Raw genomic sequence first — 24,005 nt, forward strand, 5'->3', positions numbered from 1 at the left:
ATGGCGCGGTTGAAGCCAAGGTCAAAGCCGAGGTTGCAGAGCTTTGCGCTAAATTCCCGATCTATCCAAACCTGTAATCCACACAGGGATCACAAATCAGAACGGCGTCCGATGGGCGCCGTTTTTTTGTTGGAAATGCAGTCAGATGTAACCGCGCCAGCGCAGAACAAACACGGCCAAAGCCGCCAGCGCCAGAAATCCCAAAGCAAGAGCCCCCAGAAAGTTCAGAAACCAGCCCCAGCGGCGATCGGCCAGGTTTATACCGCTCAGATGGGTCTGAACCTCTTCCGATGCCTTGGCCAATTTCTGAGTGTCCAGCACCAACCGCAGTTTAGGGTGCGAGGCCATCTGCTCCGCACCGGCCAGCATCATGGCCTGCTTGTATACGCGGCGCGGCAATCGGCGCTTGGCCTTGCGGACAGAAGCCGTCAGCGTCTGGTCCTTTACACCCAGCTTTTCACGCAGCAATTGTACCGTCTGCGCGATCTGGCTTTGGATATCTGTGGTTTGCGACATGACGTGGCCTCCTGCCTGCGCAATCTAACCTCACCCCACAGGGGCGACAATGGGGGCTGGTCGTTTCAAACGCACGCAGGTATCAAACCAGAATGCTGAACACGATCATTCACGGTGAACCGACCTCGAACCCTCCTCTGCTGATCGCGCATGGGCTGTATGGATCAGCCCGAAACTGGGGGGTTATTGCGCGCCGACTATGTGACGAAAGGCAGGTCGTTGCAGTCGATATGCGAAACCACGCCTACAGCGCATGGACCGATCAGCACGGTTATCCCGATTTGGCCGAAGATCTGGCCGAGGTGATCCTGCACCTTGGCGGCAAAGCGGATGTTGTCGGGCATTCGATGGGTGGTAAGGCCGCGATGATGCTGGCGCTGAGTCGCGGAGATTTGGTGCGCAAGCTGATTGTGGCGGACATTGCGCCCGTTACTTATACGCACAGCCAAATCCAATTCATAGAAGCCATGCGAGCCGTGGATTTTTCAACGATTGAAAGACGCTCGGACGCCGAGGGACAGTTGGCCGCGCAGGGCGTCGAAAAAGCTTTGCAGAGCTTTTTCACGCAATCTCTGGACGTCAAGGGGAAGCGTTGGCTTCTGAACCTCGACACGCTGGCGGCTGAGATGCCCAAAATCATGGGCTTTCCGGAAACTGATGCATCCTGGGACGGCCCGGCCCTGTTTTTGTCCGGCGGCGATTCCGATTACGTCCTGCCCGAACATCGCAGCACCATCCGCGCGCATTTTCCCGCCGCACGATTTGCGAAAATCCCCGGCGCAGGCCATTGGCTGCACGCCGAGAAACCTCGTGAGTTTGAAGCCGCGGTCAGGACCTACCTGAACGCCTGATCAGGCTGCGTTCTGGTACAGTTTCTTCGCCACTAACCAGGACACCGGCAAGGCAGCCACACAGCCAGCCGCAGCTGCTGAAACGATTGCAACCGTAGACACCAATCCCGCAGACAGGACGGCAATAACGCCCGACCCGGCCAGAGCGGTTGCGATCAAAGTATAAAGGATAGAGGCAAGGCGTAGCATCGTCAGTTGTCCTTTTGTCAGAAGCCCGAATATCGCTTTAGACAACTGGTATGCTATACGCCTTGATCTGCGTCAGATTTCAACGGACAGAGGTCAGAAATCAGGCCACCTCGCCGCCGCCATTGACCCAGTCCGGCAACCCGCCGACGTTATAGACGTTTTCATACCCCATATCTTTCAACAGCTTGCCCGCCAGTGCCGCACGACCACCAGCCGCGCAATACAGCACGATTGCGCGGTTTTTGCGCAGCTCGGGGTCATGAGATTTCAGGGTGTCGTCAGCGCGGAATTCCAGCATACCGCGCGGGATATGATGCGCGCCTTGCGCACGGCCGGTTTGCTGCAGCTCTACCGCGTCGCGCACGTCCAGCAACAAAGCACCCTGCCCGATCAGTTCCTTTGCTTTGATTGTGTCAATCCGTTCAACGGCAGCGTTTGCTGCCTCCATCATCTGGCCTACAGTCAATGGCATAAAGCGTCCCCTCTGGTGAATCTCATCAGAGGCTAACACGGTAAACTGGGAAAGAGCAGGCCGATAAGGCGATCAATGTTCGCGGAAGGCGCGAGACATGCTGTCGGTCACAGGCTTTGCGATATAGGCCGCAAAGGTGCGTTCCTCCGTCTGAATCATGATCTCAGCGGGCATACCGGGTGTGGGAATGAACCCACGTACACGGTCGATCTCGTCCGGTTCCAGCGAGATACGTGCCAGATAGACCTCTTGTGGAACACCTGCAGAGTCTTCCATCAACGCGTCCGCCGAAACATAGTAAACCTCGCCGCTTAGCACAGGAGTGGTTCGCTGGTTAAGTCCGACCAGTCGGACCGTCGCCAGCTGACCGGTCACGACACTGTCGATTTCCGTCCGAGGAATCTGCGCCTCAATGATCAGGGGCGCATCCGAAGGCAGGATTTCCGCAATGGGTTCACCCGTTTCGATAACGCCACCAGCAGTGTGATAATGCAATCGCACCACCGTACCTGTGACCGGAGCGCGAACAACCGCACGGTCCAGAATGCTACGGGCCTGCCGGGACTTTTCGCGGACGCTTTCCAAATCAGCGGCAATCACGCCCAATTCGTCCAGAGCGGCCTCGCGATAGGCGGAACGTGTGCGAGATATCTGTTCTTCGTATTTCAGAATCATCTGGTTGATTTCGGCCGTTTCAGCCGTCAACCGCGCCTGTTGGCCCTCGGCCTCGGCCTGCACGCGACGGATCGTGTTGATGTCGCCCTTACGCACCAGCCCCTTTTCGAACAAGGCCTGTTTGGTTTCAAACTCTTCCTGCAGGATTTCCGAACGCCGGACCATGCTTTCCAACTGCGCCTCAAACCCGCTTGAACGAATTTTCAACGCTTCCATGTTGCGTTGCAGCAAAGCGATATCGTTCAGCAATGTCTTACGAGAGACATCAAAGCTGATCTTTTGCCCGTCGAGGATAGCCATAACCTCGACATCGTCAGACGCCTCTATCAATTCCGGCGAAAACTCCAGCCGATCACGCTCATTATTTTCAGCCGACAAGCGTTCGGTCATAGCTTGCAGACGAGTCATGCGGATGAACAGTTCGCGTTCATTTGACTCGGCCGAGGTCTGGTCAAGGGTCATAAGAACCTGCCCCTTGATAACGGACTGACCTTCGATGACCTTGATATCGTCGATAATCCCCCCTTCAAGGTGCTGTACGATCTTGTTCTGCCCTGTCGCCACAAAACTGCCTTGCGCGATCACCGCCGCAGCCAGTGGCGCACGGAAAGACCAGATGCCAAACCCGCCAAAGCAGACAACCAGCAAAACGATACCGATTACAACAAAGCGGTGGATTGTGCGCGGAACCTCGGCATACCAAACGGTTGGGTCCTTGGGATCGTTGTTTACGGGTACAAGTTCGTTCATGCCGGTCCCCCCTGCTGCGACTGAATGCCGGGTCTGTTCCCACGCGAGGAGTTCAGCTGTTGCAGCACCTGCTCACGGTGACCAAACAGCGCCACGCGACCATCGGTCAGCAGCATGATCTTGTCGACAACACTAAGCAGCGTCGGTTTCTGCGTGATCACCACGACGGTGATCTTGCTTTCCTTGGCCTGCGCAATCGCCCGCGACAGCGCCTGGTCACCGGCAACATCCAGGTTCGAGTTCGGTTCGTCCAGAACCACCATGCGCGGATTGCCAAAGAAAGCGCGCGCCAGTGCGATACGCTGCTTTTGCCCGCCCGACAGCGGAGAGCCATCAGCCGCAACTACTGTTTCATACCCTTGCGGCAAAGTGGCGATCATGTTGTGCACATCAGCCAGAACAGCCGCGTCGTGGATTTGTTCATCTGTCGCATCGGCACGCATCCGGCCGATATTGTCCTTGATCGTACCGGGGAACAGTTGAACGTCCTGCGGCAGATACCCGATGCTCTCGCCAAACTGACGCGGGTCCCAGTTGCGGATGTCCATCAGATCAAGACGCACACTGCCGGATGTCGGCAGGATCGACCCAACCAGCGTTTTACCCAACGTGGTCTTGCCGGCGCCGGAATTGCCGATAACGGCAAGTGTTTCACCGGGATTCAGCGAAAAGCTGATACCGTTCAGGACGACACGTTTGGTGCCACCTGGAACATAAAGCAAGCGCTCCACATCCATCCGCCCTTCCGGACGCGGCAGGCGCAGCTTTTCAAACTGCAGCGCTGAATTGGACAGAAGGTTTTTAATGCGCCCAAAGGCTGCGCGCGTCAGCAGGAAAGAATTCCAGCCTTCAATTGATCCTTCGATAGGTGCAAATGCGCGCCCTGCGATGATCGAAGCGGCGATGACCATGCCACCCGTCATCTCGCCCTGCAGCGCCAGATAGGCGCCCCAGCCCAGAATGGCGATCTGCGTCAGCAGGCGCACCGCACGAGAGATGGCCGCGAAAATCACGTTCCGGTCCTGCGCCCGCACTTGCCACGTCAGGGACTGAGCCGTGTCGCGGCCCCAGATGCGTACCGCCTCGGGAATCATCGCCAGAGCGTTGATGATCTGGCTGTTACGCGCCATCGAGTCGAGGTGCAGGTTCGCCATCGACTGGGATCTGTTCGCCTCGGCAAAGGGCTTGGCGGTCATTTTCTGGTTAACTATCGCGATAATCATCAGCAACAGCGCGGTGACGATGACGATTGATCCAAGCTGCGGATGGACCAGGAAAATCATCAGAATGAACAGCGGCGCAAAAGGTACATCAAGGAACGAAATCAACGTCCCTGACACCAGGAAGCCGCGCACCTGCTGAAGATCACCCAGCGTCTGGTATTCGCGCCCGTTGCCGTGCAGCGACGCATGTGCCGCTGCACTCAGAACGGGCGCGCCTAACCGTGCGGCCACCTCGACCGCTGTACGCATGAGAATAAAACGGCGCACCGCGTCGAAGGCCGCCTGAAAGATCACTGCCCCCGCAACAATTGCGGTCAGCATGATCAGCGTATCCAAAGACCGGCTGGTCAGCACCCGGTCGCTGATTTGAAACAGGTAAATCGGGATGGCAAGGATTAGAATGTTGGTTGCGCAGGTCAGAACCAGAACAAATGCGAGATTGCGCCAGATCGCCTTTAAAGAGACGCGCAGCGTATTTTGGAAATCCTCTGGCGGCGTGCGTTTGTGAAATGTCTGGGGTGGCCCATTGCCGTCACCTCCGCCCGTTTTTCGGAGTTGCATCGGCTCGTTCGCCTTAGCCTCGATAGTGGCACCTATGTGTTCACCGCCCTTCGAGCGCGTTTGGGGGGTCACCCGCGCTGTCGTTTCCGTGGCAGTGTCAGGATCGGGGCTTTGGGCTTCTTCGGCCACCCCAGCGTCGCGGCCCTGGGCATTCTGATCTTGAGCGGGCTGCGACTGTTCGCGCCGGGGGGAAGCCGCAGCACGAATTGGTGGTTCCGATCTGGGTTTGGTCGCCTGCTTTTTGGGCTTCACAGCTTTTGCGGCGACCGCATCATCCTTTTTCGCAGTCATCTTTGGACTGTCCTTTGGATCTGGCACACGCATTTCTTTGTTCAGGCGCAAACTTTGCGCCTCAGCTGTTTTTGGTTGGGGTCCATCGCTGCCATTTGGCTGCGCGGGAGTACCAACGCCCTCAATATCAAGCGGGCTGGCATCAGGAGAACGACGCGACGAAAAAACAATCGACATTTTAAAACTTTCGGAGCACTCGCAAAAAATACAGTCTTTACGCTAACACGGTTTGACTTAAACGGGTAGAAAATTCACGCCAACATGGTTTGCATCGCATCATCGGTGCTGGCAATTTCAGATGGCGTAAGGTTCGATTGTGCCTGTCCGATAGCGTTTTCGCCAATCGCTGCAGTCTCTTCCATAAGCACAGCAATGGCTTCATTGGCCAACTCAGAAGCGTCTGGCACTTCGGGTATGTCAAGCAACGAGGCCTGGTGCAACAGCAGTTCCGAATACTCGCCGCCCGCCGCCATAACCGTTGAGTCGACACCGACTTTGGTAACGTTGGCTGCATTTAACAGGGCATTGCCAGCCCCGTTGACCACCGCATCGACGGCAGCGGCAGCATCAACCGAAAGATCGTCCTGATCTTGCAACAATGTGACCTGTTCGACCGAATTGATCTGCACCAGATCGCCTTCGATCTTCAGTACGCGGATCAATTCCATTCCGGCATAATCGGGATTGGATGTTAGCGCGTCTTCAAACGCCTCGCGATCAACCTGCTGCAGCGGCATGGCTTCGGCATGGGCCATGTCCAGCTCTTCAACCGTGTCCTCGCCCGTCGTTGTCAGAGACGCCTGGTTCATGACCAGATTGTCGTCACCTTCTGCCGGCTTGCTACCGTTGCCATAGACGTCATCATCCAACAACGCGATAGTCTGGTGCAGCATATCGACCGAAATCATGTTCCCGCCGATCATGATCAAGTCATAGAAGTTACCCAACTGAACGATGTTTGTGACGTTGCTCAAAACGTTGTCGCCCAACGTGAACAAGCTGGTCGAAGCTGAGATTTCCGTGCTGATCTTGTCGATATCGGTGGCGTCAATCACCTGCTTGATAAAGTTCGTGACCCACAAGTCTCCTTGTATCCACGTGACCGAGACGATCGGATCCGCACCTGGTTCTGCAGCATCGTCGTCTTGCCACCACTGTTCGTTGGCTTCGGTCCCGATGTATGAGGCCTGAACTACATTCGTGTCGCTTTGCACACCGGGTTCACCCTGGTCGATGTCGGACACGACTGCCACCTGGCTGACAACCGTTAAGCTAACGGACTTACCACCCACTGCGATGACCGGCGCGTCGACCCAGGCTACTGTGATGGCAACCTCGTTGACCGCAAGGTTTCCGCCCGCAATGACCGTATGGCCCTCGCCGAACTCGTCGTCATCCGAGCGGTCCCATTCGGCCGGCAACATGTCCGGCGCATCATTTTCGTCCTCGTCTTCTTCAGTCTGATGATGTGCCGGAAGAAGATCGTTCCAATCCGGGATTTCCTCGACCACTTCGCCATTCACGATAACACCCAGCGCGTCTTCACCGTGGAACTGATGAATGGTCACGCCTTCGATTTGCGAAATCATCGGCGACTGCATCTGCTCGGCGAGACTTTCTAGGTATTCCAGTGACTTGTAGTCTTCAATATTCAGGGAAGGCGTAGCAATAGCGTGCATCGACAGAGCGACATCCAGCATCTGCTGGCCTTGTGCGATCTGGATTTCGACATCGCGGAAATCGCCATGTCCGACCACGTCGTTGTCGCTCATGACAATTGTCTGGAAGTTATAGGTCACGGCCGAGCCGATGATGAGCGGCGGGACCTGTGGGTCCAAAATCAATGTAGCTGTCTGGGCTTCACCAAACTGAGCATCAGGAATGTATGGGGCGGGTCCAAAAGCCGAACCGGAAAACATTTCGGACATCTCCACCGGCCCGTCGGGCATCGGCGGCAAAGGTAGGTCGGAAGGAGGCGGCAGAAGCATATAAGGGAGCGCATCATAGTCGCCCGGATCGAGTTTCAGATCTGCTTTGACCCGGATGGACATCGGGTCTTCGAGTTCGTCCAAGTCGTTCTTGCGCCGAAGCGCGGTAAATTCTTCGTACTGCTCCCGCAGGCGGGCTTGTTCAATGGTAAGCTGAAAGGTTCCAACAAAATGCGCAATCGTTTCTGTAATACTGTCGAGAGACATATCGGTTTCCTTTTCCCCGCCCCGGCCTAAAATTTCCGCTTTGGGTTTGTTGTGCCGAGGCCACTTGTCGCGGCCTCGGCAGTTTCATCAGATGGTCGGGGCCCGATAATTCGGGCCCTGACTGCGACTTATACGTCGTTGTCGTCGCTGTTGTGGGTCGCGGTCATCGAACCACCAACCATGGTCGTATCGACCGAGTTGCCAAGAACGTTGGCACCCATGACGATCGACTGGTTGAACGCCGATGTGTCGACTACGGCAGCTGCCGAAGCGTAGGACTCGCCGTTGACGATTCCGTCGCCCTGGTTGCCCGTGCCCCAGGATCCAGCGTTGCCGCCGGTTCCGCCAGCACCCGAGTATGCACCCGAAGCAGCGCCACCATCGACGTCAGCACCGTAGGTTTCACCACCGTTAGCCGTGCCTGCTGCACTGCCAGAGGTTCCACCGTATCCGGCACCGGCACCGCCGCCGCCACCGACACCTGATTGTGCTGCACCAGTGGCGCTGCCCATTCCGGTCGAGGTTGCGTCGTTGTCGGACATCGCGTCGCCGCCATACCCGGCAATGGCCTCTGCCATGCTGTCAGCCGAACCATCAGTGTCAGCCTCCGAGAAGACGTCGGACATTCCACCGTCGCCGGCAGTGTTCACCGCATCTGCAGAACCGGCACCAGTGCCCGAGGACATCGCGTCCTGCTGGACAGCACCGCCGCCGCCACCGACACCGTCAGCGGTCGCAGTACCGGTACCATTGGACTGTGCCCAACCATCGACATCGTTGGTTCCACCGTCACCGGCATTGTTTTCCGCACTCTGGTTGTTGTCGGCTTCACCGTTGGCGTCGCCTGGCGATTGCGTAACGACCGGACCTTTGGCGTCCTGATCACCTACGCCCTGAGCATCGGCTTGCGAGTCAGCTTCACCGCCGTCTGCACCAGCATCGCCTCCGGCACCACCGACACCAGCTGCGCCTGTGCCGTCGCCACCGTCGCCGTTGCCGCCGTCAGCTGCACCGCCGACACCTGTAGCACCGGCACCGCCGACACCAGTACCACCAGTACCCGTACCGCCTGGGCCGTTGCCACCATGGGCATCGCCGCCAACGCCAGTAGCACCGTCACCACCGTCGCCGTCGCCGCCATCACCACCAGGGCCGTTGCCGCCGTCACCAGCACCACCAACACCAGGGTTGCCACCGTTGGTGTCACCACCGCCGTTGCTTGCGCCAGCTGCGCCATTGTTCTGACCAATCAGGCCGTTTTGCTGGTTCAGAGCTGCAAGCGCACCGTCGACTTGACCGGATGTTCCTCCAGTACCGTCGCCGCCGTCACCGTCGCCGCCGTCACCGTCGCCGCCTTCGTCGCCGTCGCCGCCGTCGCCGTCGCCGCCATCGCCTTCACCGGCAGTTACTTCACCAGCGTCGCCGTCGCCACCTGGGCCGTTGCCGCCGTCACCGTCGCCGCCGTTGCCGCCGTCACCGTTGCCGCTGTCGGCATCACCGCCGTCACCGCCCTCGCCGTCGCCGTCACCGCCGTCGCCGTCACCGCCGTCAGCGTCACCACCGTCAGCATCTGCATCTGCTTCCGAACCTGCACCCGCAAGGCCAAGACCGATGTTACCACCAGATGTGGAGTCACCGTTTTCGGCTTCGGTTTCGCTTTCGTTCAAAGCACCGCCAAGGTTGCCAGCCAGACCGCTTCCGCCGTTTGCGTCATCGGCTTCCGATTCATTGTCAGCTTCGGAATCGACTTCAGTGTCGGCTTCAGAGTCATTGTCTCCGCCTTCCGATTCTCCGTCGTTGCTGGCGCCGGAGAGGCCCAGTCCAACACCAAGTCCAATCGAACCAGCGTTGCCACCGTCGCCACCATCGCTTTCGATGTCGACTTCGGTTTCGCTTTCATTTTCGGCATCCGATTCAGCGTCTGCGTCGCCACCTTCACCGCCGGTGCTGTCACCATCCGCATCTGCTGCAGAATGTCCGACTCCCAGACCGAAGTTCAGTGCGTCACCGGAGTCACCACCGTTGCCGCCATCGCCGTCACCGTCGGCATCACCGCTATGACCACCAAAGGCCGCTGTGTGCCCGCCGTAGGTTTCGCCATAAGCGTCACCCGCAGTGGTCTCGCCACCATCGCCAGAGTTTCCGCCATCAGCACCTGCGCTGATGCCGTCGCCAGAAGATGCGTCGCCGCCTTTGGCATCGCCCATCTGCTTGAAGGTACCGTCGTTGTTCACTTCGGCGTTTTCAAGAGTATCGTCATCGCTCAGGTTGGCATACTGGCTGTTGATCGCCGACATTGCAGTGGTCGTACCGCTCATGTCGATGTCCAAGTTCAGATCATCGCCGGGATCATAGTCAATGTCGCCACCAGCGGTGATCACATCACCAAATTCTGAACCGTTAGCGTCGATGTCAACGACATCATCATCGCTCGGCATACCTTCTTCGCCGAAATCGATGTGAACCCAATTTGAGTTGTCATTTTCATTGTCACCGTTGGTCTGACCTTGACCCTGGTGCTGGCCTTGATCCTGGCCTTGGCCCTGTTCCTGGTCTTGACCCTGACCTTGCTCATTTTCGACCTTCGTCTTCTGAGCTTGCTCTTGATCCTGACCTTGACCCTGTTCGTTGTCGACTTTGGTCTTCTGTTCGGTGTTTTCAAGTTCGATGTCAGCTTCTTCTACGTCGACATCGGCATAAATGGGAACATAGACATCGCCGGTGTTAATTTCTTCGACGTCTACAACGTTATTATGATTTTGATTACGTCCACGTGACATATTATTTTCCACTTATAAAGCGCACGGGCCATCATTCATCTACAAAACGGCTACTGGCGCGGTTGAAACTAGGAAAAACACTCAGGCGCAAAACGCGCATGTGTGCGGTCTCGTTCAGTGAAGTATCTCCCACCCTCCTTTCTCGGCTTAGCCGACTTCGTGTCTGCGGTTATGACTCGCGGAAATGCGCGATTCGCCGACACATCAGGAATTAAGACTTCAAAATAGAAGCAGACTCATGGTTACAGGCCGAGGGCGAACTGCATAGCTACCCTAAAGCACTAGAACGCTCAGTGCCTTGTTTTCATTGCTCTAAAACTATGGTTGGTAAAAATGCCCGCTTTGTCCGCCTGCGTGACAAGATTGAAACCAGCAGTTTAGGAAAGCCAACGATTTCTTCTACTTAAGCGGGAAGTGGTATAGGTAACCTAGCCGAAAGTATTAGAACTGTTTTTTGTAAACCTGCCATCAGCGTTGATGAAACTTGTACTTTCCGCTATAGTGCAGCTCTATACAGTAAATCACTTCAAATTCTGCACTACGAGTACTGGTTACAATTTCGCCGCATTTTTCGCGGTGTGGGTTAATTAAGGGGGGAATAATGGGCATTCCGTTTCAGGATAGTGCTATTCCAAACAATTCTAAACCCGAAGACTTCTCGATCAATTTCGTCGGCAAAGAACTCTTCTATTCAGACCAAACGATCCATGGTGTTCAAACCGAATTTGGCGTGGTCACGCGCCGGATCGAAACAATTGACGTGCTGCCTGCGCCAAGCCGCTTGGACGTTGGAGCAGGAAAGGTGGTCGTCGTCGACCAGATGATGCTGGACGATCTGTTGAACCGACCGCAGACCTATATGGAAATCGCGGGATCAGGCAGCTTGGCCTTTGCTTATCGCAAGGAAGAAGCTGCCCGGCTCGCATTCGAAAAGTGGGATCGCGGCAAATTCGGCGACATCGGATACCTGCCGATGAACGTCGCGCCGGATGTATGGCGGTCTATTTTACGCCTGCTGTTACATGAAGAGCTGTACCTGCCGTGTTTTCTTGCGGATTGCGTGGCGCATGCACCGACGTCGTCAAACCGCGCGCCGGTAGCGACATCAAGACCCAGCGGTCTCCACCCGACATACTCAAAGCTGACGCGCCGGGAAAAGCAGGTGCTCAAACTGGTGTCAAAAGGTCAAAGCAACAAGATCATCGCATCGAACCTGGGTATCACCGAACACACGGTCAAACTTCATATGCACAATGTGGCGGGCAAGATCGGTGTCAGTAACCGGACCGCAGCTGCGCAGTTTTATTTCGAGGTTGCGCCGGACGAAACGCGAGAGCTGCCCGTTGACTGACGATTTCGAAGCCCGGTTTGACCGCCTGATCCTGCTAGTCGGAAAGTTGAACTACATGTGGACCAACACGGAAAGCCTGTTGATTCACCTGATCGCCGGGTTGACCCGCACCAACAAGGATATCTCGGTCATCATCTTTCTGACGCTGAACACGACCCGCGCCAGAATTGATCTGGTCGAGCGGCTGGCCAAGATGGAAGGCCGTCCGCCAGACATTCGTGACCCAATCCTTAAGCACACGCAGCGTCTCAGCAAGCTTTCGGGAATTCGGAACAGATACAACCATTGCATCTATTCCTTCGATCCCGACAGCGGCAATCCGAAGACAATCCTGATGCGCATTGCGGACCGGAAGACGGACATCAAACTGGGCCGTCAGGATACGGTTGATGAGGGTGCGATGAAAGAAATCGAAAAGGTGGTCGACCAGCTTTCTGTGGCGAATCGGGATTTGTGGAAACTGATTAACGATCTTGGGTTCCCGGCTTAGAAATGCGCTGGTGCGGGCGGTGGGACTCGAACCCACACGGGCGTACGCCCTTCAGATTTTAAGTCTGATATGTCTACCATTCCATCACGCCCGCTCAGCGTGCCAAGCCTCTGTTGGGCCTCAGGAACTCAGTAAGGCCAACAGATCACGAATTCAATGCGTTTCACTTGAGAAACTTAGGCGTCAAAACGTCCGGGTATCCCCTTCATTACCCATGCCGTTCCATCACCGCGATGCATCAATCACTTTCTCTTGGGTTGCATGACTCTTGCTTAACCTCCACTTGGAGTTAGGCTACGCTGCAAAGCAGAAAAGCAATTGAGTTACATCGTGAGCACTGAGCAAAAATCCTTTGATGATCGTATCGCGCAGATAAATAAACGCACAAAAGAAACGGCAAGTAGGAATCCCAAACCCAATACTGATAACATATGGAAACGCCTCGCCTATCCAGGCGCGTTCATTGGGGCTTTTGTGCTTGGCTCCATGGTGGTTTTCCTGACCCGTTTTATTCAGTTTCAAATGGTAGGTGTGCCGGAAGCTGGCAAAGTAAACACACAGGATTTTATCGGTATCGCGATGGCCAGTATGGCGGGTATGGTCATTTCGATGTTTCTCAGGGACAAGCAAAAAGAGTTCGCAAGCGCCAGTACAGTTGGCGTCTTGTTAACTACTTTCACGTTCCACAATCTGGTTTGGGCCTATCCCGTTCAATTCGAACGGATGTATAGTGAGGACTGGGTTGAGTTCATGCAAAAGATTACCGAGCCCTCCAGCCTTTACGTCTTTGGCATCACTATCGGCTTAACCTGAACATCAAGCGCCGATAAGGTCGCCATTTTTTTGGCGAACTGCTCCTGCAGGAACTCAAAGCTAAATACATTTACTTTGATGTCGCGAGTCCATCGTTATCTTGGGAGGTTTGGTGAACCCGGAAAACCTAAGTACCGAGGGTTGACGGATCGATGCTAACTTCTGTGGCTAAGCGTGTCGCGCCATTCGAAGTGGAATTTTGTTTCACAGTATCAACCGCCAACAAGAAACTAGGGCATTCGCGCTGACGGCGCCCCAGTCCGAATGGGACAGATTCAATCTGTTCACACGGTGGTTCCGGCAAGCTATAGAGATTTAGTGGTGCCCCCACACGGACTCGAACCGCGGACCTACTGATTACAAATCAGTTGCTCTACCAGCTGAGCTATAGGGGCGCTGGGTGTCGATTACTTTCTCTTTTAACGGACTGCAAGCCTCAATTTTCATCCAAACTTAGGGATTTTGGATTTTCGTTGTGATGCGACCGATCACCTTTAAGTGGGGGCTGTGGATTTGACTGTCCCTGGCACAGCCTGTAACTCGACAGGCAGGTTCAGGAATGCAAGGACAAGAACCAAACATGCAGGTTGCAATCCACGCAGGCGCGGCTTTTACCGATGAGGGGCGACTGCTCAGGTCGTTGCAAGCCAATGGGGACGTACTGGCTCGAAATGGTGCGACTTTATTTGGTCCTCGTCGTTACCGGCAAGTGTTCAAACCCGCATTTCAGGCCTTGAATACGCGCCCTCCATTACCGGATGAGATTGAAAGTATGCGGGGCAATCTTCCTATCCACCCAGAGGCAAAGCGCGCCATTTTCACCAGCGCCGAATTCATTGGCGAGAAAGACTTGGTTCTTGCCGGTGGGCAATTCTATCCTTCCGCGGGCAAACGCTTATCTGTTCTGGAAGAGTCCTTTAGCGATTGTCAGTTGGAATTGTATCTGGCGCTCAGGAACCCCGGTAGTTTTATCCCAAAACACCTGATGTCATTACCGGAACAGGCGCGCGAGGACGTGATCCGCAACAATGATCTAAGTCACCTTAGCTGGGTTGAGATGATCGAAGATGTTCGCGACTTTGCCCCCGCAGTGCAGATCACCCTGTGGTGCAATGAGGACATCCCGCTGCTGTGGGGGGACGTTGTACGCAGCGTCGGCGGGCTTGCTGCGGACGCTACGATCAAAGATGAGTATGACCTGCTGATCTCTTTGCTGACCGAAGAAGGTCAGTCACAAGCCCAGGCGATTCTGGACCAGGTTTCGACGCTTTCACAGGCTGAGACCCGAGACGTTCTTGCAGACATTCTGGCAAACCATGCTCAGCCGGACAAAATGGAAGAAGAACTGGACCTGCCCGGCTGGAGCGATGAGATCATCGACGCATTTTCCGAACTGTACGATCAGGATCTGACCAAGTTGGAAACGATGGCCGGGGTGAAGGTTCTGAAACCCTAACCCCAGGCCCGGCTCACATGCCCAACGCTTCCTTATACATTTCAAGTACCGCCTCTTCTTCGGCGATATCGTCCTTGTCGCGTTTGCGCAGCGCAATGACCTTGCGCATCACTTTTGTGTCGTAACCGCGGGCTTTGGCTTCGGCCATGACCTCTTTCTGCTGCTCCGCCAGGTCCTTTTTTTCGGCATCCAGGCGTTCGATCCGTTCTACGAACTGACGCAGCTCGCCCGCTGTTACACGGTAGTTGGCGGCGGCCTGATCTTCGGTCACGTCTTCCATATTCATCTCTCCAAAAGGCTGCGATCTGATGCATTAGCAACGGCAGTTAGCCGGATACCTTGCCGTCGCGTGGGCTGCAAGCATCCAATCCTCGATGGGCTTGTGCGCGGTCGGTCGATCCGCTAAGCGCAAACAGGATTTGCGGAAAAATGTGGGAACCATGTTCGAATTCATCACCTGGGGCGGTGCCGCCCTGTCACTAGCTGGCCTGCTGGGTCTGGTTTGGTGTATCTTGCGTGTGATGAAAGCGCGCAAATCCGGCCTGTCGGACGATGAATTGCGCGCCGCTGTTCAAAGCGTTCTGCCGTGGAACCTGGCGTCGCTTTTTCTTTCTGTGATTGGCCTGATGCTGGTGATCTTGGGAATCTCGTTCGGCTGATACTTCGCCTCAGACCGGCATATTGTCGAACTGCGCCTCTATGGCATCTTCGCACAAAGCCGCATCCAGGTGCCGCAGGCGCGATGGCACGTGCATGCCTTCCTTACGCATCCGATCAATCACTTTGGTTACACTGGGCTGAAGCGCAAGCCGGGTCTCAAAACAGGCATTCTGCAGCTTTTGCTCCAGATGTTCGGCTTCGGAATACAAACTTTTTGCAGACATTTTATTCCTCCCAATTTCTATCACTGTCGCCGATATAGGTAACGGTTTTAAGACCTGGTTATCCTGGCGAACAAACGCGCGGAAATCTGCCTGTCGCCCACCCGGTATCGGCAACCTAAGGCAGAATGATTAAATTCTAATCGGATTTGGATTAACTTGCCTTGACACGCATCAAATCAAAGAATGCCGGTTGCATCATATTCTGAAAAACATATATGATAAACTGCGCGCTGACGGAGAGCCAGATGACACCAATTGTGAAAGCGTTTTTCGACCCTGAAACCAATACGGTCTCATACCTTGTGCAGGAACCCGAAGGGACGGCCTGCGCAATCGTCGACAGCGTTCTGGACTTCGATCACGCCTCGGGCCGAACGAAGACCGACTCGGCGGATCAGATCGTCGCTTATGTTCGCGACAATGAGCTAAGGGTCGAGTGGATTCTGGAAAGCCATGTGCATGCCGACCACCTTTCGGCGGCACCCTATCTGCAACAGGAACTGGGCGGAAAGATCGGTATCGGTGAACAGATCGTTACGATCCAGGAAACCTTCGGGAAAATCTTCAATGAAGGGACTGAGTTTCAGCGCGACGGCAGTCAGTTCGATGCTTTGTTCCGCGATGGCGACAGCTTCCATGTTGGGCAGATGCGTGGCGATGTTTTCCACACGCCCGGCCATACGCCCGCCTGCATGACATATGTGATCGGAGACGCGGCATTTGTCGGTGACACGCTGTTCATGCCGGATTTCGGCACCGCGCGATGCGATTTTCCCGGTGGGTCTTCGGAAATGCTGTTCGAGTCGATCCAGAAGATCCTGGCCCTGCCGGATGAGACGCGCATCTTTGTTGGCCATGACTACAAAGCTCCGGGACGTGATGAATTTGCCTGGGAGACCACTGTCGGAGAGCAAAAAGCCCTGAACGTCCATATCGGACAAGGCAAATCAATCGAGGAATTTGTCGAGATGCGTGATGCCCGCGATGCGACCCTGCCCATGCCGCGCCTGATCCTGCCGTCCCTGCAGGTCAATATGCGGGCCGGACAGATGCCGCCTGCGGACGAACAGGGCGACGTATTCCTGAAGGTGCCGATCAACAAGTTGTGACGCAGACCCATCAGGCGAACTGAGGATAACGAATGTACATTGAATGGATTTGGGGGCTTGCCGGTGGCCTGCTGATCGGCCTGGGCGCCGCAGTCTACCTTCTGGGCAATGGGCGCATCATGGGTGCCAGTGGGATTCTAGGCGGGCTGGTTGATGGCAGTGACCGCACGTTAGAACGCCTAAGCTTCATCGCAGGCGTCATCGCGACACCGCTTGTTTTGAGCCCCCTGCTCTCTTCTGCGCCCATGACACATCTGACCGACAATTTCGCAGTGATCGTCATCGCCGGCCTTTTGGTTGGCGCAGGAACGCGCATTGCCAATGGATGCACCTCGGGGCACGGTGTATGTGGTATTTCTCGATTCTCCGTCAGGGGCATCATCGCGACGTTGATCTATATCGGCGCAGGCGGGGCAACAATTGCCCTGATGCGCCATGTATGGGGGCTGATTTGATGCGGGTTCTCGTATCAATGCTGGCTGGATCTCTGTTTGGTGCCGGCCTTTTGATCTCGGGCATGACCGATACCACCAAGGTTCAGGGGTGGTTGGATGTGTTCGGAAACTGGGATCCCACCCTGGCATTTGTGATGGGCGGCGCGATCCTGCCGATGCTCATCGCTTGGAGAATGACGGCCCACCACAGGCCGCTGACCGGTGGTCAGTTTCCTAAGATGAGCCCGCCCGAGCTGGACCGCCGCCTGATTATCGGTTCCGTGATGTTTGGCATGGGCTGGGGCTTGTCCGGGCTTTGTCCTGGACCTGCCATCGCGTCCATCACCTATGGCGGCCTTGGCGGCCTCGTGTTTCTGGCTGCGATGATCACGGGAATGTTTGCGGCGCCCGGGCTTGGTGCACAACTGGACAGATCCGCAAACGCGGCCTAAGCAATTGCCATGGAGATTCGACCAATAACCCCCCGCTATGCCGTCTCGCCCCAAATCACGGTCGAGGACGTCCCAGCCATCGCCGCAGCTGGTTTCGTTAAGGTCATCTGCAACCGTCCCAATACGGAAGTTCCACCAACCATGCAGTCGGATGCAATCGGACAGGCCGTCCGGGCAGCCGGGATGGAATATGAGGTTCTGGAACTGACCCACCAGACCATGACGCCCGGCAATGTTGCCCTGCAACGAGAATTGGCTGAAAGCTGCTCTGGCCCCGTCTTAGCCTATTGCGCGTCGGGCACGCGCTGCTCGGTGGTTTGGGCTTTGGGTCAGTGCGACCACATGAGCGCGGACGAGATCCTCGAGGCCACAACCAAGGCAGGTTACATGCTGGACAACCTGCGCCCCGCGCTGGAGCATATGCGCGGTTCTGACGGCTAAGGACCTTTGGCGCTCAGGTCAGGTTGCATCGGGAACGTCGTCCAATCCCGTCAGACCTGCCAGTTGCGAAATCTCGGCCGCCATCTGATCCGGGCTACCAAAGCCCAGATCGCCCTCCAATTCGTTCAATGCCACTTCATCTATCGGTACGACCTCATGCGCGGGATCGATTGGCATCGGATCTTTCAGAGTGTCCGGAACTGGCGCGCTGCTTCGCGCTTCCAGAAACTCGGGCATTTCAGCTTGCTCCAGCGCCGCAGCCGAAGCACATTCGTTCAACCGTACTGCGCGCATTCCTCCGCATTGTCCCAAACGTCCAATTGCAGCCCGCGTTCGACCAATTGTCAGGATTTCCGCACGATCCAGCCGTGATCCGGTCAACGGAAGGACATCCCCAACTGACAGCCCGGACAGGGTTACCAATGGCACTGACATCCTACCGATCACCGTATTCAATTCGGCCCGGACAACCCCCGACGCTTGCTCAAGCTTCGGGCCGGCAGCAACTTGAATTTCATCATCGGCCCCCTGCTCTGACGGTGTATCGGGCAACAGGACTGTGATCTGCCCCTGTCGTAGCCCGCCGCCAAGTTCTACCGTCAGGTCAAACACGCGATATGCGTCTTCGACCATAGCCAGCGACAATGAACGCAGATCCGCCATCCGCGCCCGGAATTCATAACCGGCAAGACTGGATTGATCGGCGGCTGTATCGACCAGCGCGACGGCCCTGGTCAAAGCGTCTTCGACCAGCGGCGCCACCATTGCTGCATCCGTATCTGTGTACGCCCGTGCTGTTGGCGGGTTCGGCATAACTTCACCAATTGTCTGCACTTGCACGACCGCTGACACGACCCCCATATCCACGCAAATCGCAGTGGACATCCCGTCCGCGTTGCCCAGGCGCAGCAGCATCCAGTCCGCATCAATCACCTCAGCCAGCGTGTCCTGAGCTTTGAGAGACTGCCTTGCACCGATCACCGATAGCGGCAGCTGGAACTGATCCCCTGCCGTTCGCGCAAAGGCCAGTCGAAGGGCACGAAGAACGGAACGCGGCTTTTCACATTGTTCCTCTTGTCCCGCTGAAAGTTTGCGCGCCAAAGCTGTGCTGACAGACTGCGTCATGCCCGATACCGATTTGAGTTTCTGAACCTGGTATCCGGTCTAACCCGAGGCGGGTTACCAATGTCTTTATGCTCGTATCATTGCGCAGCTTGCCGGTGCGCCAGCGGAAGGCGGACCCGAAAGGCCGCGCCGCCCTGGCCGGGAAGATAACTGATCTCGCCGCCCAGACGCTGCATGATCTCGCGGCAGATCGCCAGCCCCAGACCAGCGCCACCCGCCTTGTCCCCACCGACACGGGCAAACTTTTCAAACACCATCGACTGCGCTTCGGGCGGGATGCCACTGCCGTTATCGGTGAAATCAATGACGACCTGCCCCCCGACATCATGGGCCGAGATGGTCAGAACGGGTTCATCCGCGTCGCAATATTTCTGCGCGTTCGAAATCAGATTGATAAAGACCTGCCCCAACCGATCGAGATCAGTGTTCAGCGGAATACGCTCGGACGGCCGCGCGCGCCGAATCCTGAGTTTTGGATGCGACCCCGCCAATGCGCTGGAGACCGCCCGATCCAGGATCGAACCAAGGGTATCCCCACCCATATTCAGGCTTACACGACCGCTTTCCAGAACGCTCAGGTCCAGCAAATCGTCCAGCAGGCGCGTCAGCCGCAGGGCCTCATCATGGATGATCGCGGCATAGCGCGTTTGCTCTTCGGCACTCAGACCATCCGTATCGCGCATGATCTCGGAAAAGGCCCGGATTGAAGTCATCGGAGTCCGCAATTCATGGCTGACCTGACTAAGGAACCCGTCTTTTTGTTCCGAGATCTGCGTCAGCTTGGTATTCGCCTCCCGCAATTGGCGCGCGGTACGGCTGAGCTCGGCGGATTTGGCCTCAAGCTGGCTGGAATATTCCAACAGTTCCGCCGACTCGTCAGCCACCGCAAGCAAGTCCTCAACCGAAACGGACGATCCACCGACAATCTGCCCGATCATCGCATGGGCCGTGGCCGCGCCGACCGAGCCGCTGAGTTCACGTTCCAGTCTTTCCAAAAAACCCGGCGTGGGTTCCGGCAGGCTTGTCCGTCCACCCTGTGCTTCGGCCTCGTGCTGAAAGAACTCCTGCGCCGGGCCAGAGCCCAGAATGCGCTGTGTCATGATCATCAGGTCTTCGCTTTGCGCCACCGACCCGGTCCAACCAGCCGGTGAGACCGAGTGGTCAAAAACATTGACGAACTGCGCGCCCTGAAGACGCTCCAACGGGCTGGGAAAGCTCAGCAGGGACGCGGCGCAGAATGCAGCCGTGTTCAACGCCAATGACCACATAACCGAGTGGACCATGGGGTCCATTCCTTCGATCCCGAACAGGGCCCGTGGACGCAGCCAGCCCCACCCGAAGGGGCCGTTTTGCAATACCGAGTCGGGCATTATTGCGCCGCCCATCCCCGGTAGTAACAAGGTGTAAATCCACAGCACAAAACCAACCGTTAACCCAACCAACGCCCCGGTTCGCGTGGCCCCGCGCCAGAACAACCCTCCAACCAGCGCTGGCAGGATCTGGGAAATGCCCGCGAAGGCCACCAGCCCGATCGACGCCAGCGCCGCCCCACCGCCTGACAAGCGGTAGTAATAGTAACCCAGCGCCATGATCACCGCGATGGACACGCGCCGCGCCATCAGCACCACGTTACGCACATCACCCGAGACCGAACCCGCGCCCCCTTGCGTGCTCAGCCAGATCGGCATGACCAGATGGTTCGACACCATGGTCGACAGCGCCATTGCCGTCACGATGACCATAGACGTGGCCGAGGAAAACCCGCCGATAAACGACAGCATCGCCAGCCAGTCGTTCCCTTGCGACAAGGGCACCGTCAGCACGAACAGGTCAGGGTTCGAGCCTTCGGGCATCAAATCCAGCCCCACGACGGCGATGGGCACGACAAACAGGCTCATCAACAGCAGATATAACGGGAAAGCCCAGGCAGCGGTTCTCAGGTGTCCCTCATCCGCGTTCTCAACCACCATCACCTGAAACATCCGCGGTAAACAGATGAATGCGGCGGCCGAGAGGAAGATGAAGGTCGTCCAACGTCCGGCATCCACATTCCATTGCCCGATCTCCGAGGCATCGATGCGATCCATCATCGGACCAATACCACCCGCAACGCCCCAAACCACGAAGACACCAACCGCAAGCAAGGCAAACAGTTTGACGACCGATTCCAACGCAATGGCGGTGACCACGCCGTGGTGACGCTCATTCGCGTCCAGGTTTCGAGTACCAAACAGGATCGCAAATACCGCCAGGCCCGCAGCCACCCAAAACACACTGGAACCTTCTCGGTAGAGGCCCGAGGGATCAGCCTCGGCAAAGATGGAAAAAGACAGGGTGATTGATTGCAGCTGCAAAGCGATGTAGGGCGTTCCACCCAAAACGGCCAGAATGGTCACGCAAATGGCCAGCGTGTTGGATTTTCCGTATCGCGAGGAAATCAGGTCCGCGATGGAGGTTACCCGCTGGGTGCGTCCGACCCGCACGAGCTTGCGCAGCCCCCACCACCAGCTGAGCATCACCAGCGTCGGGCCAAGATAGATGGTGACAAATTCCAACCCGGACCGCGCAGCATTTCCGACCGCGCCGTAAAAGGTCCAAGCCGTGCAATAAATCGACAGCGACAAGGTATAAATCAGCGGAGACCGCAACCACGCCCCTCGGCCAGCGGCCGCCATCCGGTCAGCGGCAAAAGCCACCCCGAACAACAGAACGACATAGCCGAGGCAAACCAGGATCAGAACGTTTAGTGTGGCCATCAATCCGACTCTGCCTCAGCATCGTCACTTACAACCATTCGTCTGGCTGCAAATCCAAAGATCAGACTGATTATGATCAGCAAAGCCCAGCACGTGAAGATATACAGAATTGCTGAAGACAGCGGCACACCATCATCAGATGCGCCTTGGCTTGGCCAGAGCAGCGGAATGGCAACAAGAGCCGCCCCCAGAATGGGCAAAAGACGCGCGGCATCCATCAACCTGCGGCGGCGATAACTTTGACGCTCGAGAAATAGCGAAGGCCGGACCCCTTGGGGTTTGCGATCTTCGCCCGAGTTCATGACCGCGTTGCCTGCGCGTGCAGGTCTCGCACCGCTGTCAGCACTTCGGCGTTGGAAAACGGTTTGGTCATAAAGCGGCTGACCCCGGCATTTTCAGCCATTTCCCGGTCGCGCGATTGCCCGCGCGCTGTCAGCATCAAAACGGGCAAATGCTGCATGCCCTCAAGCTCGCGCAGGTTGCGCAAAATCTCCATCCCGCTTTTGCCGGGCAGCATAACGTCCAGAATGACCAGATCAGGGTTTGCGCCCTGAATTACTTCTATCGCATCCGACCCTTCTGCGTGCGTTTCAACCTGCCATCCCTCGCGGGTCAGCAAAAATCGAATGGCCTCAGCGATGTTGGGCTCATCCTCAATTAACAGAACCTTACGGCTCATATGTTCCATTCCTCCCCATGACAGGTTCTGTCCGTGAACCTGTCGGCGTCAGCTTAAGCCTTCTGTCAGGAAACTGTCAAAAACCTTCGCTCAAAATCGACGGCTCGCGGCGCGATGCACAGGCGTCATTCGGGCAAACCCGGCAGCTTGGGCCGACCCGGGTCACGGATTGCGCGCTCGGAGCCCCCTCTTCCACCGCTCGGACAAGCATGACTGAATGATAGGCCGGCGCATCGTCATATCCTGAAACTGCCTGCGGCCACGCGTAGGCATAGCAGTCGAACTCGGCCGCTGTTCGGCCCAATTGCACAACACGTTTGCGGATCGGAACCAATGGTCTGTTCAGCGCCTGAAAGATGGGCCAAAACGGGCAGGCTTCGCCAAAGCGTGGCATGGCGAAACCCGGCACGGATTTACTGAACAGGATACTGCCGGACGCGTCACAGACCACCAGCCCGGTGGGCCGCCCTAGATATCCTTCGGGCAATGTAGCCAGCCGCCGCAGGACTGTCGGGATATCTACTGAAAACCGTGCCGCCAGAGCCAGCGGATCAGGCTCGGCCTCGGTCAGAGCCTTCTGTAAGTCGTCCAGAGGCATGGCTCTGACATCTGCGGCGTAGGTATCCAGATATCCCTTGGTCACAGTCCGCGCTGCCGCCGATTCAATTGCGCTCAGGTCAATGTCCGCGCCGCTTCCGCCCGCTTCTATCTGCGGGAAATGGTAGCTGTTGGCCTGAAAAAAAGCCTCAGCATCCTCCGAGGGAACACCGCGGCGGTCATCGTCCGCCTCAGAATCATCCAAATATGCCACTAGAGACTTGGAACTGTCAGCTAGCCTTTCAGCATCCTGGTGCAGGTTACGGTGGAACCGATCGCGCCACTCGGGCTCGATTTCCTGCGTGTCGGCCAGAATCCCTGCCGTTGAACGAATGGCAGCGGCCGTTGACAGCACCTCGTGCATCGACGCGGCAAGATGTGGATCATGCGTCAGTCGGTCGGACAGGGTTTCAACCGTGCGCTCAAGCGAGACGACCCGGCGATGCATCTGCGCCAGAACTCCGGCCCACCCGGGAAACCGACCTGCGAACTCTTCCAGCGCGTCCACTTCGGCCTGTTGTCCAACCGCATCTGCAGCAGCCTCGCGCAGCGCTGAAATCAGCGTCGCCTCAATCCCTTGGGTCAGCAGCGAAGGCTCAACAGACAGCGCATTGGCGATATCCACCAACAACTTGCCTCCGATCCGGCGGCGATTGTGTTCGATCAGATTCAAATAGGACGCCGAGATCCCAACCTGCCGCGCAAGCTCGGCCTGCCGTAAACCTGAGATTTGGCGTCGCTCGCGAATGCGGCTACCCGTCAGCGTGTCGCGCATGTTATTTCACCCAATTCACTCAATCGTTTTCAAAACTCCCTTTAGATTTCTAGTTCTTAACTGGTAGTTTTCATAGCCTATTTACAATCTTCACAGGCTTGACCACAAAATACCAAGACCTTTTGCCCCTGCGACCGGCG

At 56.6% G+C, this 24,005-nt stretch carries 24 protein-coding genes and 2 tRNA genes; 10 read left to right on the forward strand and 16 right to left on the reverse strand.

The window, feature by feature from the left end; genetic code table 11:
• Positions 1–141: 141 nt before the first annotated feature.
• Positions 142–516, reverse strand: coding sequence for a hypothetical protein (locus tag AC2FIO_RS20225; protein ID WP_496699756.1), 375 nt, complete (start codon positions 514–516; stop codon positions 142–144).
• Positions 517–608: 92 nt separating this feature from the next.
• On the opposite strand from AC2FIO_RS20225, the gene AC2FIO_RS20230 reads away from it, so the two are divergent.
• Positions 609–1,367 (forward strand): alpha/beta fold hydrolase, encoded by a 759-nt coding sequence (locus tag AC2FIO_RS20230; RefSeq protein WP_496699757.1) that lies wholly within the window; start codon positions 609–611, stop codon positions 1,365–1,367.
• On the opposite strand, the gene AC2FIO_RS20235 is transcribed toward AC2FIO_RS20230, so the two are convergent.
• The 6 genes from AC2FIO_RS20235 to AC2FIO_RS20260 form a co-directional block, all read right to left on the reverse strand.
• Positions 1,368–1,556, reverse strand: a complete 189-nt coding sequence (locus AC2FIO_RS20235) for a hypothetical protein (RefSeq protein WP_058272333.1) — start codon at positions 1,554–1,556, stop codon at positions 1,368–1,370. It abuts the gene before it with no gap.
• Between the two features lie 100 nt (positions 1,557–1,656).
• Entirely contained in the window at positions 1,657–2,028 is a 372-nt protein-coding gene (locus AC2FIO_RS20240) for a rhodanese-like domain-containing protein (RefSeq protein WP_496699758.1), read from the reverse strand.
• Between the two features lie 72 nt (positions 2,029–2,100).
• Positions 2,101–3,453, reverse strand: a complete 1,353-nt coding sequence (locus tag AC2FIO_RS20245) for an HlyD family type I secretion periplasmic adaptor subunit (RefSeq protein WP_496699759.1) — start codon at positions 3,451–3,453, stop codon at positions 2,101–2,103.
• Positions 3,450–5,528 carry a type I secretion system permease/ATPase gene (locus tag AC2FIO_RS20250; protein WP_496699760.1) on the reverse strand — a complete coding sequence of 693 codons (2,079 nt, stop codon included), beginning with the start codon at positions 5,526–5,528 and terminating at the stop codon, positions 3,450–3,452. Before AC2FIO_RS20250 ends, AC2FIO_RS20245 begins: the two co-directional genes overlap by 4 nt.
• A gap of 251 nt (positions 5,529–5,779) precedes the next feature.
• Positions 5,780–7,723 carry a type I secretion protein gene (locus AC2FIO_RS20255; RefSeq protein WP_496699761.1) on the reverse strand — a complete coding sequence of 648 codons (1,944 nt, stop codon included), beginning with the start codon at positions 7,721–7,723 and terminating at the stop codon, positions 5,780–5,782.
• Positions 7,724–7,851: 128 nt separating this feature from the next.
• Positions 7,852–10,503 (reverse strand): hypothetical protein, encoded by a 2,652-nt coding sequence (locus tag AC2FIO_RS20260; protein WP_496699762.1) that lies wholly within the window; start codon positions 10,501–10,503, stop codon positions 7,852–7,854.
• Positions 10,504–11,104: 601 nt separating this feature from the next.
• Between AC2FIO_RS20260 and AC2FIO_RS20265 the strand changes: the two genes are divergently transcribed.
• On the forward strand, positions 11,105–11,854 hold the full coding sequence (locus AC2FIO_RS20265; RefSeq protein WP_496699763.1) for a helix-turn-helix transcriptional regulator: 750 nt from the start codon (positions 11,105–11,107) through the stop codon (positions 11,852–11,854).
• Positions 11,847–12,344, forward strand: a complete 498-nt coding sequence (locus tag AC2FIO_RS20270; RefSeq protein WP_058272340.1) for a hypothetical protein — start codon at positions 11,847–11,849, stop codon at positions 12,342–12,344. Before AC2FIO_RS20265 ends, AC2FIO_RS20270 begins: the two co-directional genes overlap by 8 nt.
• 8 nt (positions 12,345–12,352) lie before the next feature.
• Here the strand turns inward: AC2FIO_RS20270 and AC2FIO_RS20275 are convergent.
• A tRNA-Leu gene (locus AC2FIO_RS20275) sits at positions 12,353–12,438 on the reverse strand.
• A gap of 224 nt (positions 12,439–12,662) precedes the next feature.
• Between AC2FIO_RS20275 and AC2FIO_RS20280 the strand changes: the two genes are divergently transcribed.
• A complete protein-coding gene (locus AC2FIO_RS20280) occupies positions 12,663–13,157 on the forward strand; it encodes a hypothetical protein (protein WP_496699764.1) in 495 nt (164 codons plus the stop codon).
• 319 nt (positions 13,158–13,476) lie between these two features.
• On the opposite strand, the gene AC2FIO_RS20285 is transcribed toward AC2FIO_RS20280, so the two are convergent.
• Positions 13,477–13,552 (reverse strand) — tRNA-Thr (locus AC2FIO_RS20285).
• Between the two features lie 164 nt (positions 13,553–13,716).
• Between AC2FIO_RS20285 and AC2FIO_RS20290 the strand changes: the two genes are divergently transcribed.
• Entirely contained in the window at positions 13,717–14,613 is an 897-nt protein-coding gene (locus AC2FIO_RS20290; RefSeq protein WP_496699765.1) for a hypothetical protein, read from the forward strand.
• Between the two features lie 13 nt (positions 14,614–14,626).
• Here the strand turns inward: AC2FIO_RS20290 and AC2FIO_RS20295 are convergent, their stop codons facing one another.
• Entirely contained in the window at positions 14,627–14,893 is a 267-nt protein-coding gene (locus tag AC2FIO_RS20295) for a DUF2312 domain-containing protein (protein WP_058272185.1), read from the reverse strand.
• 160 nt (positions 14,894–15,053) lie between these two features.
• Here AC2FIO_RS20295 and AC2FIO_RS20300 point away from each other — a divergent pair, with 160 nt between their 5' ends.
• On the forward strand, positions 15,054–15,272 hold the full coding sequence (locus AC2FIO_RS20300) for a hypothetical protein (RefSeq protein ID WP_109313464.1): 219 nt from the start codon (positions 15,054–15,056) through the stop codon (positions 15,270–15,272).
• Between the two features lie 9 nt (positions 15,273–15,281).
• On the opposite strand, the gene AC2FIO_RS20305 is transcribed toward AC2FIO_RS20300, so the two are convergent.
• A complete protein-coding gene (locus AC2FIO_RS20305) occupies positions 15,282–15,497 on the reverse strand; it encodes a hypothetical protein (RefSeq protein WP_282119966.1) in 216 nt (71 codons plus the stop codon).
• Positions 15,498–15,742: 245 nt separating this feature from the next.
• On the opposite strand from AC2FIO_RS20305, the gene AC2FIO_RS20310 reads away from it, so the two are divergent.
• Genes AC2FIO_RS20310 through AC2FIO_RS20325 form a run of 4 tightly spaced genes read left to right on the forward strand, consistent with a single transcriptional unit; the run spans position 15,743 to position 17,933 of the window.
• On the forward strand, positions 15,743–16,606 hold the full coding sequence (locus AC2FIO_RS20310; RefSeq protein WP_108861820.1) for an MBL fold metallo-hydrolase: 864 nt from the start codon (positions 15,743–15,745) through the stop codon (positions 16,604–16,606).
• 32 nt (positions 16,607–16,638) lie between these two features.
• Positions 16,639–17,061, forward strand: coding sequence for a YeeE/YedE family protein (locus AC2FIO_RS20315; protein ID WP_058272188.1), 423 nt, complete (start codon positions 16,639–16,641; stop codon positions 17,059–17,061).
• Positions 17,061–17,492 (forward strand): DUF6691 family protein, encoded by a 432-nt coding sequence (locus tag AC2FIO_RS20320; protein WP_058272301.1) that lies wholly within the window; start codon positions 17,061–17,063, stop codon positions 17,490–17,492. The genes AC2FIO_RS20315 and AC2FIO_RS20320 overlap by 1 nt, the downstream gene beginning before the upstream one ends.
• A gap of 9 nt (positions 17,493–17,501) precedes the next feature.
• The gene (locus AC2FIO_RS20325) at positions 17,502–17,933 is read left to right on the forward strand and encodes a protein tyrosine phosphatase family protein (protein ID WP_108861797.1); all 432 of its coding nucleotides are present in this window, start codon (positions 17,502–17,504) and stop codon (positions 17,931–17,933) included.
• Between the two features lie 18 nt (positions 17,934–17,951).
• Here AC2FIO_RS20325 and AC2FIO_RS20330 read toward each other — a convergent pair whose 3' ends face one another.
• The 5 genes from AC2FIO_RS20330 to AC2FIO_RS20350 form a co-directional block, all read right to left on the reverse strand.
• Positions 17,952–19,058 carry a FliM/FliN family flagellar motor C-terminal domain-containing protein gene (locus AC2FIO_RS20330; protein WP_496699766.1) on the reverse strand — a complete coding sequence of 369 codons (1,107 nt, stop codon included), beginning with the start codon at positions 19,056–19,058 and terminating at the stop codon, positions 17,952–17,954.
• Positions 19,059–19,135: 77 nt separating this feature from the next.
• Positions 19,136–21,814: an ATP-binding protein gene (locus AC2FIO_RS20335; protein ID WP_496699767.1), complete on the reverse strand. Its 2,679-nt coding sequence runs from the start codon at positions 21,812–21,814 to the stop codon at positions 19,136–19,138.
• A complete protein-coding gene (locus AC2FIO_RS20340; RefSeq protein ID WP_496699768.1) occupies positions 21,814–22,116 on the reverse strand; it encodes a hypothetical protein in 303 nt (100 codons plus the stop codon). Before AC2FIO_RS20340 ends, AC2FIO_RS20335 begins: the two co-directional genes overlap by 1 nt.
• The gene (locus AC2FIO_RS20345; protein ID WP_058272302.1) at positions 22,113–22,493 is read right to left on the reverse strand and encodes a response regulator transcription factor; all 381 of its coding nucleotides are present in this window, start codon (positions 22,491–22,493) and stop codon (positions 22,113–22,115) included. Before AC2FIO_RS20345 ends, AC2FIO_RS20340 begins: the two co-directional genes overlap by 4 nt.
• Before the next feature lie 76 nt (positions 22,494–22,569).
• Positions 22,570–23,865 (reverse strand): helix-turn-helix domain-containing protein, encoded by a 1,296-nt coding sequence (locus tag AC2FIO_RS20350; RefSeq protein WP_496699769.1) that lies wholly within the window; start codon positions 23,863–23,865, stop codon positions 22,570–22,572.
• Between the last annotated feature and the right edge of the window lie 140 nt (positions 23,866–24,005).

It is taken from the genome of Ruegeria sp. CDSB086 (assembly GCF_059611065.1).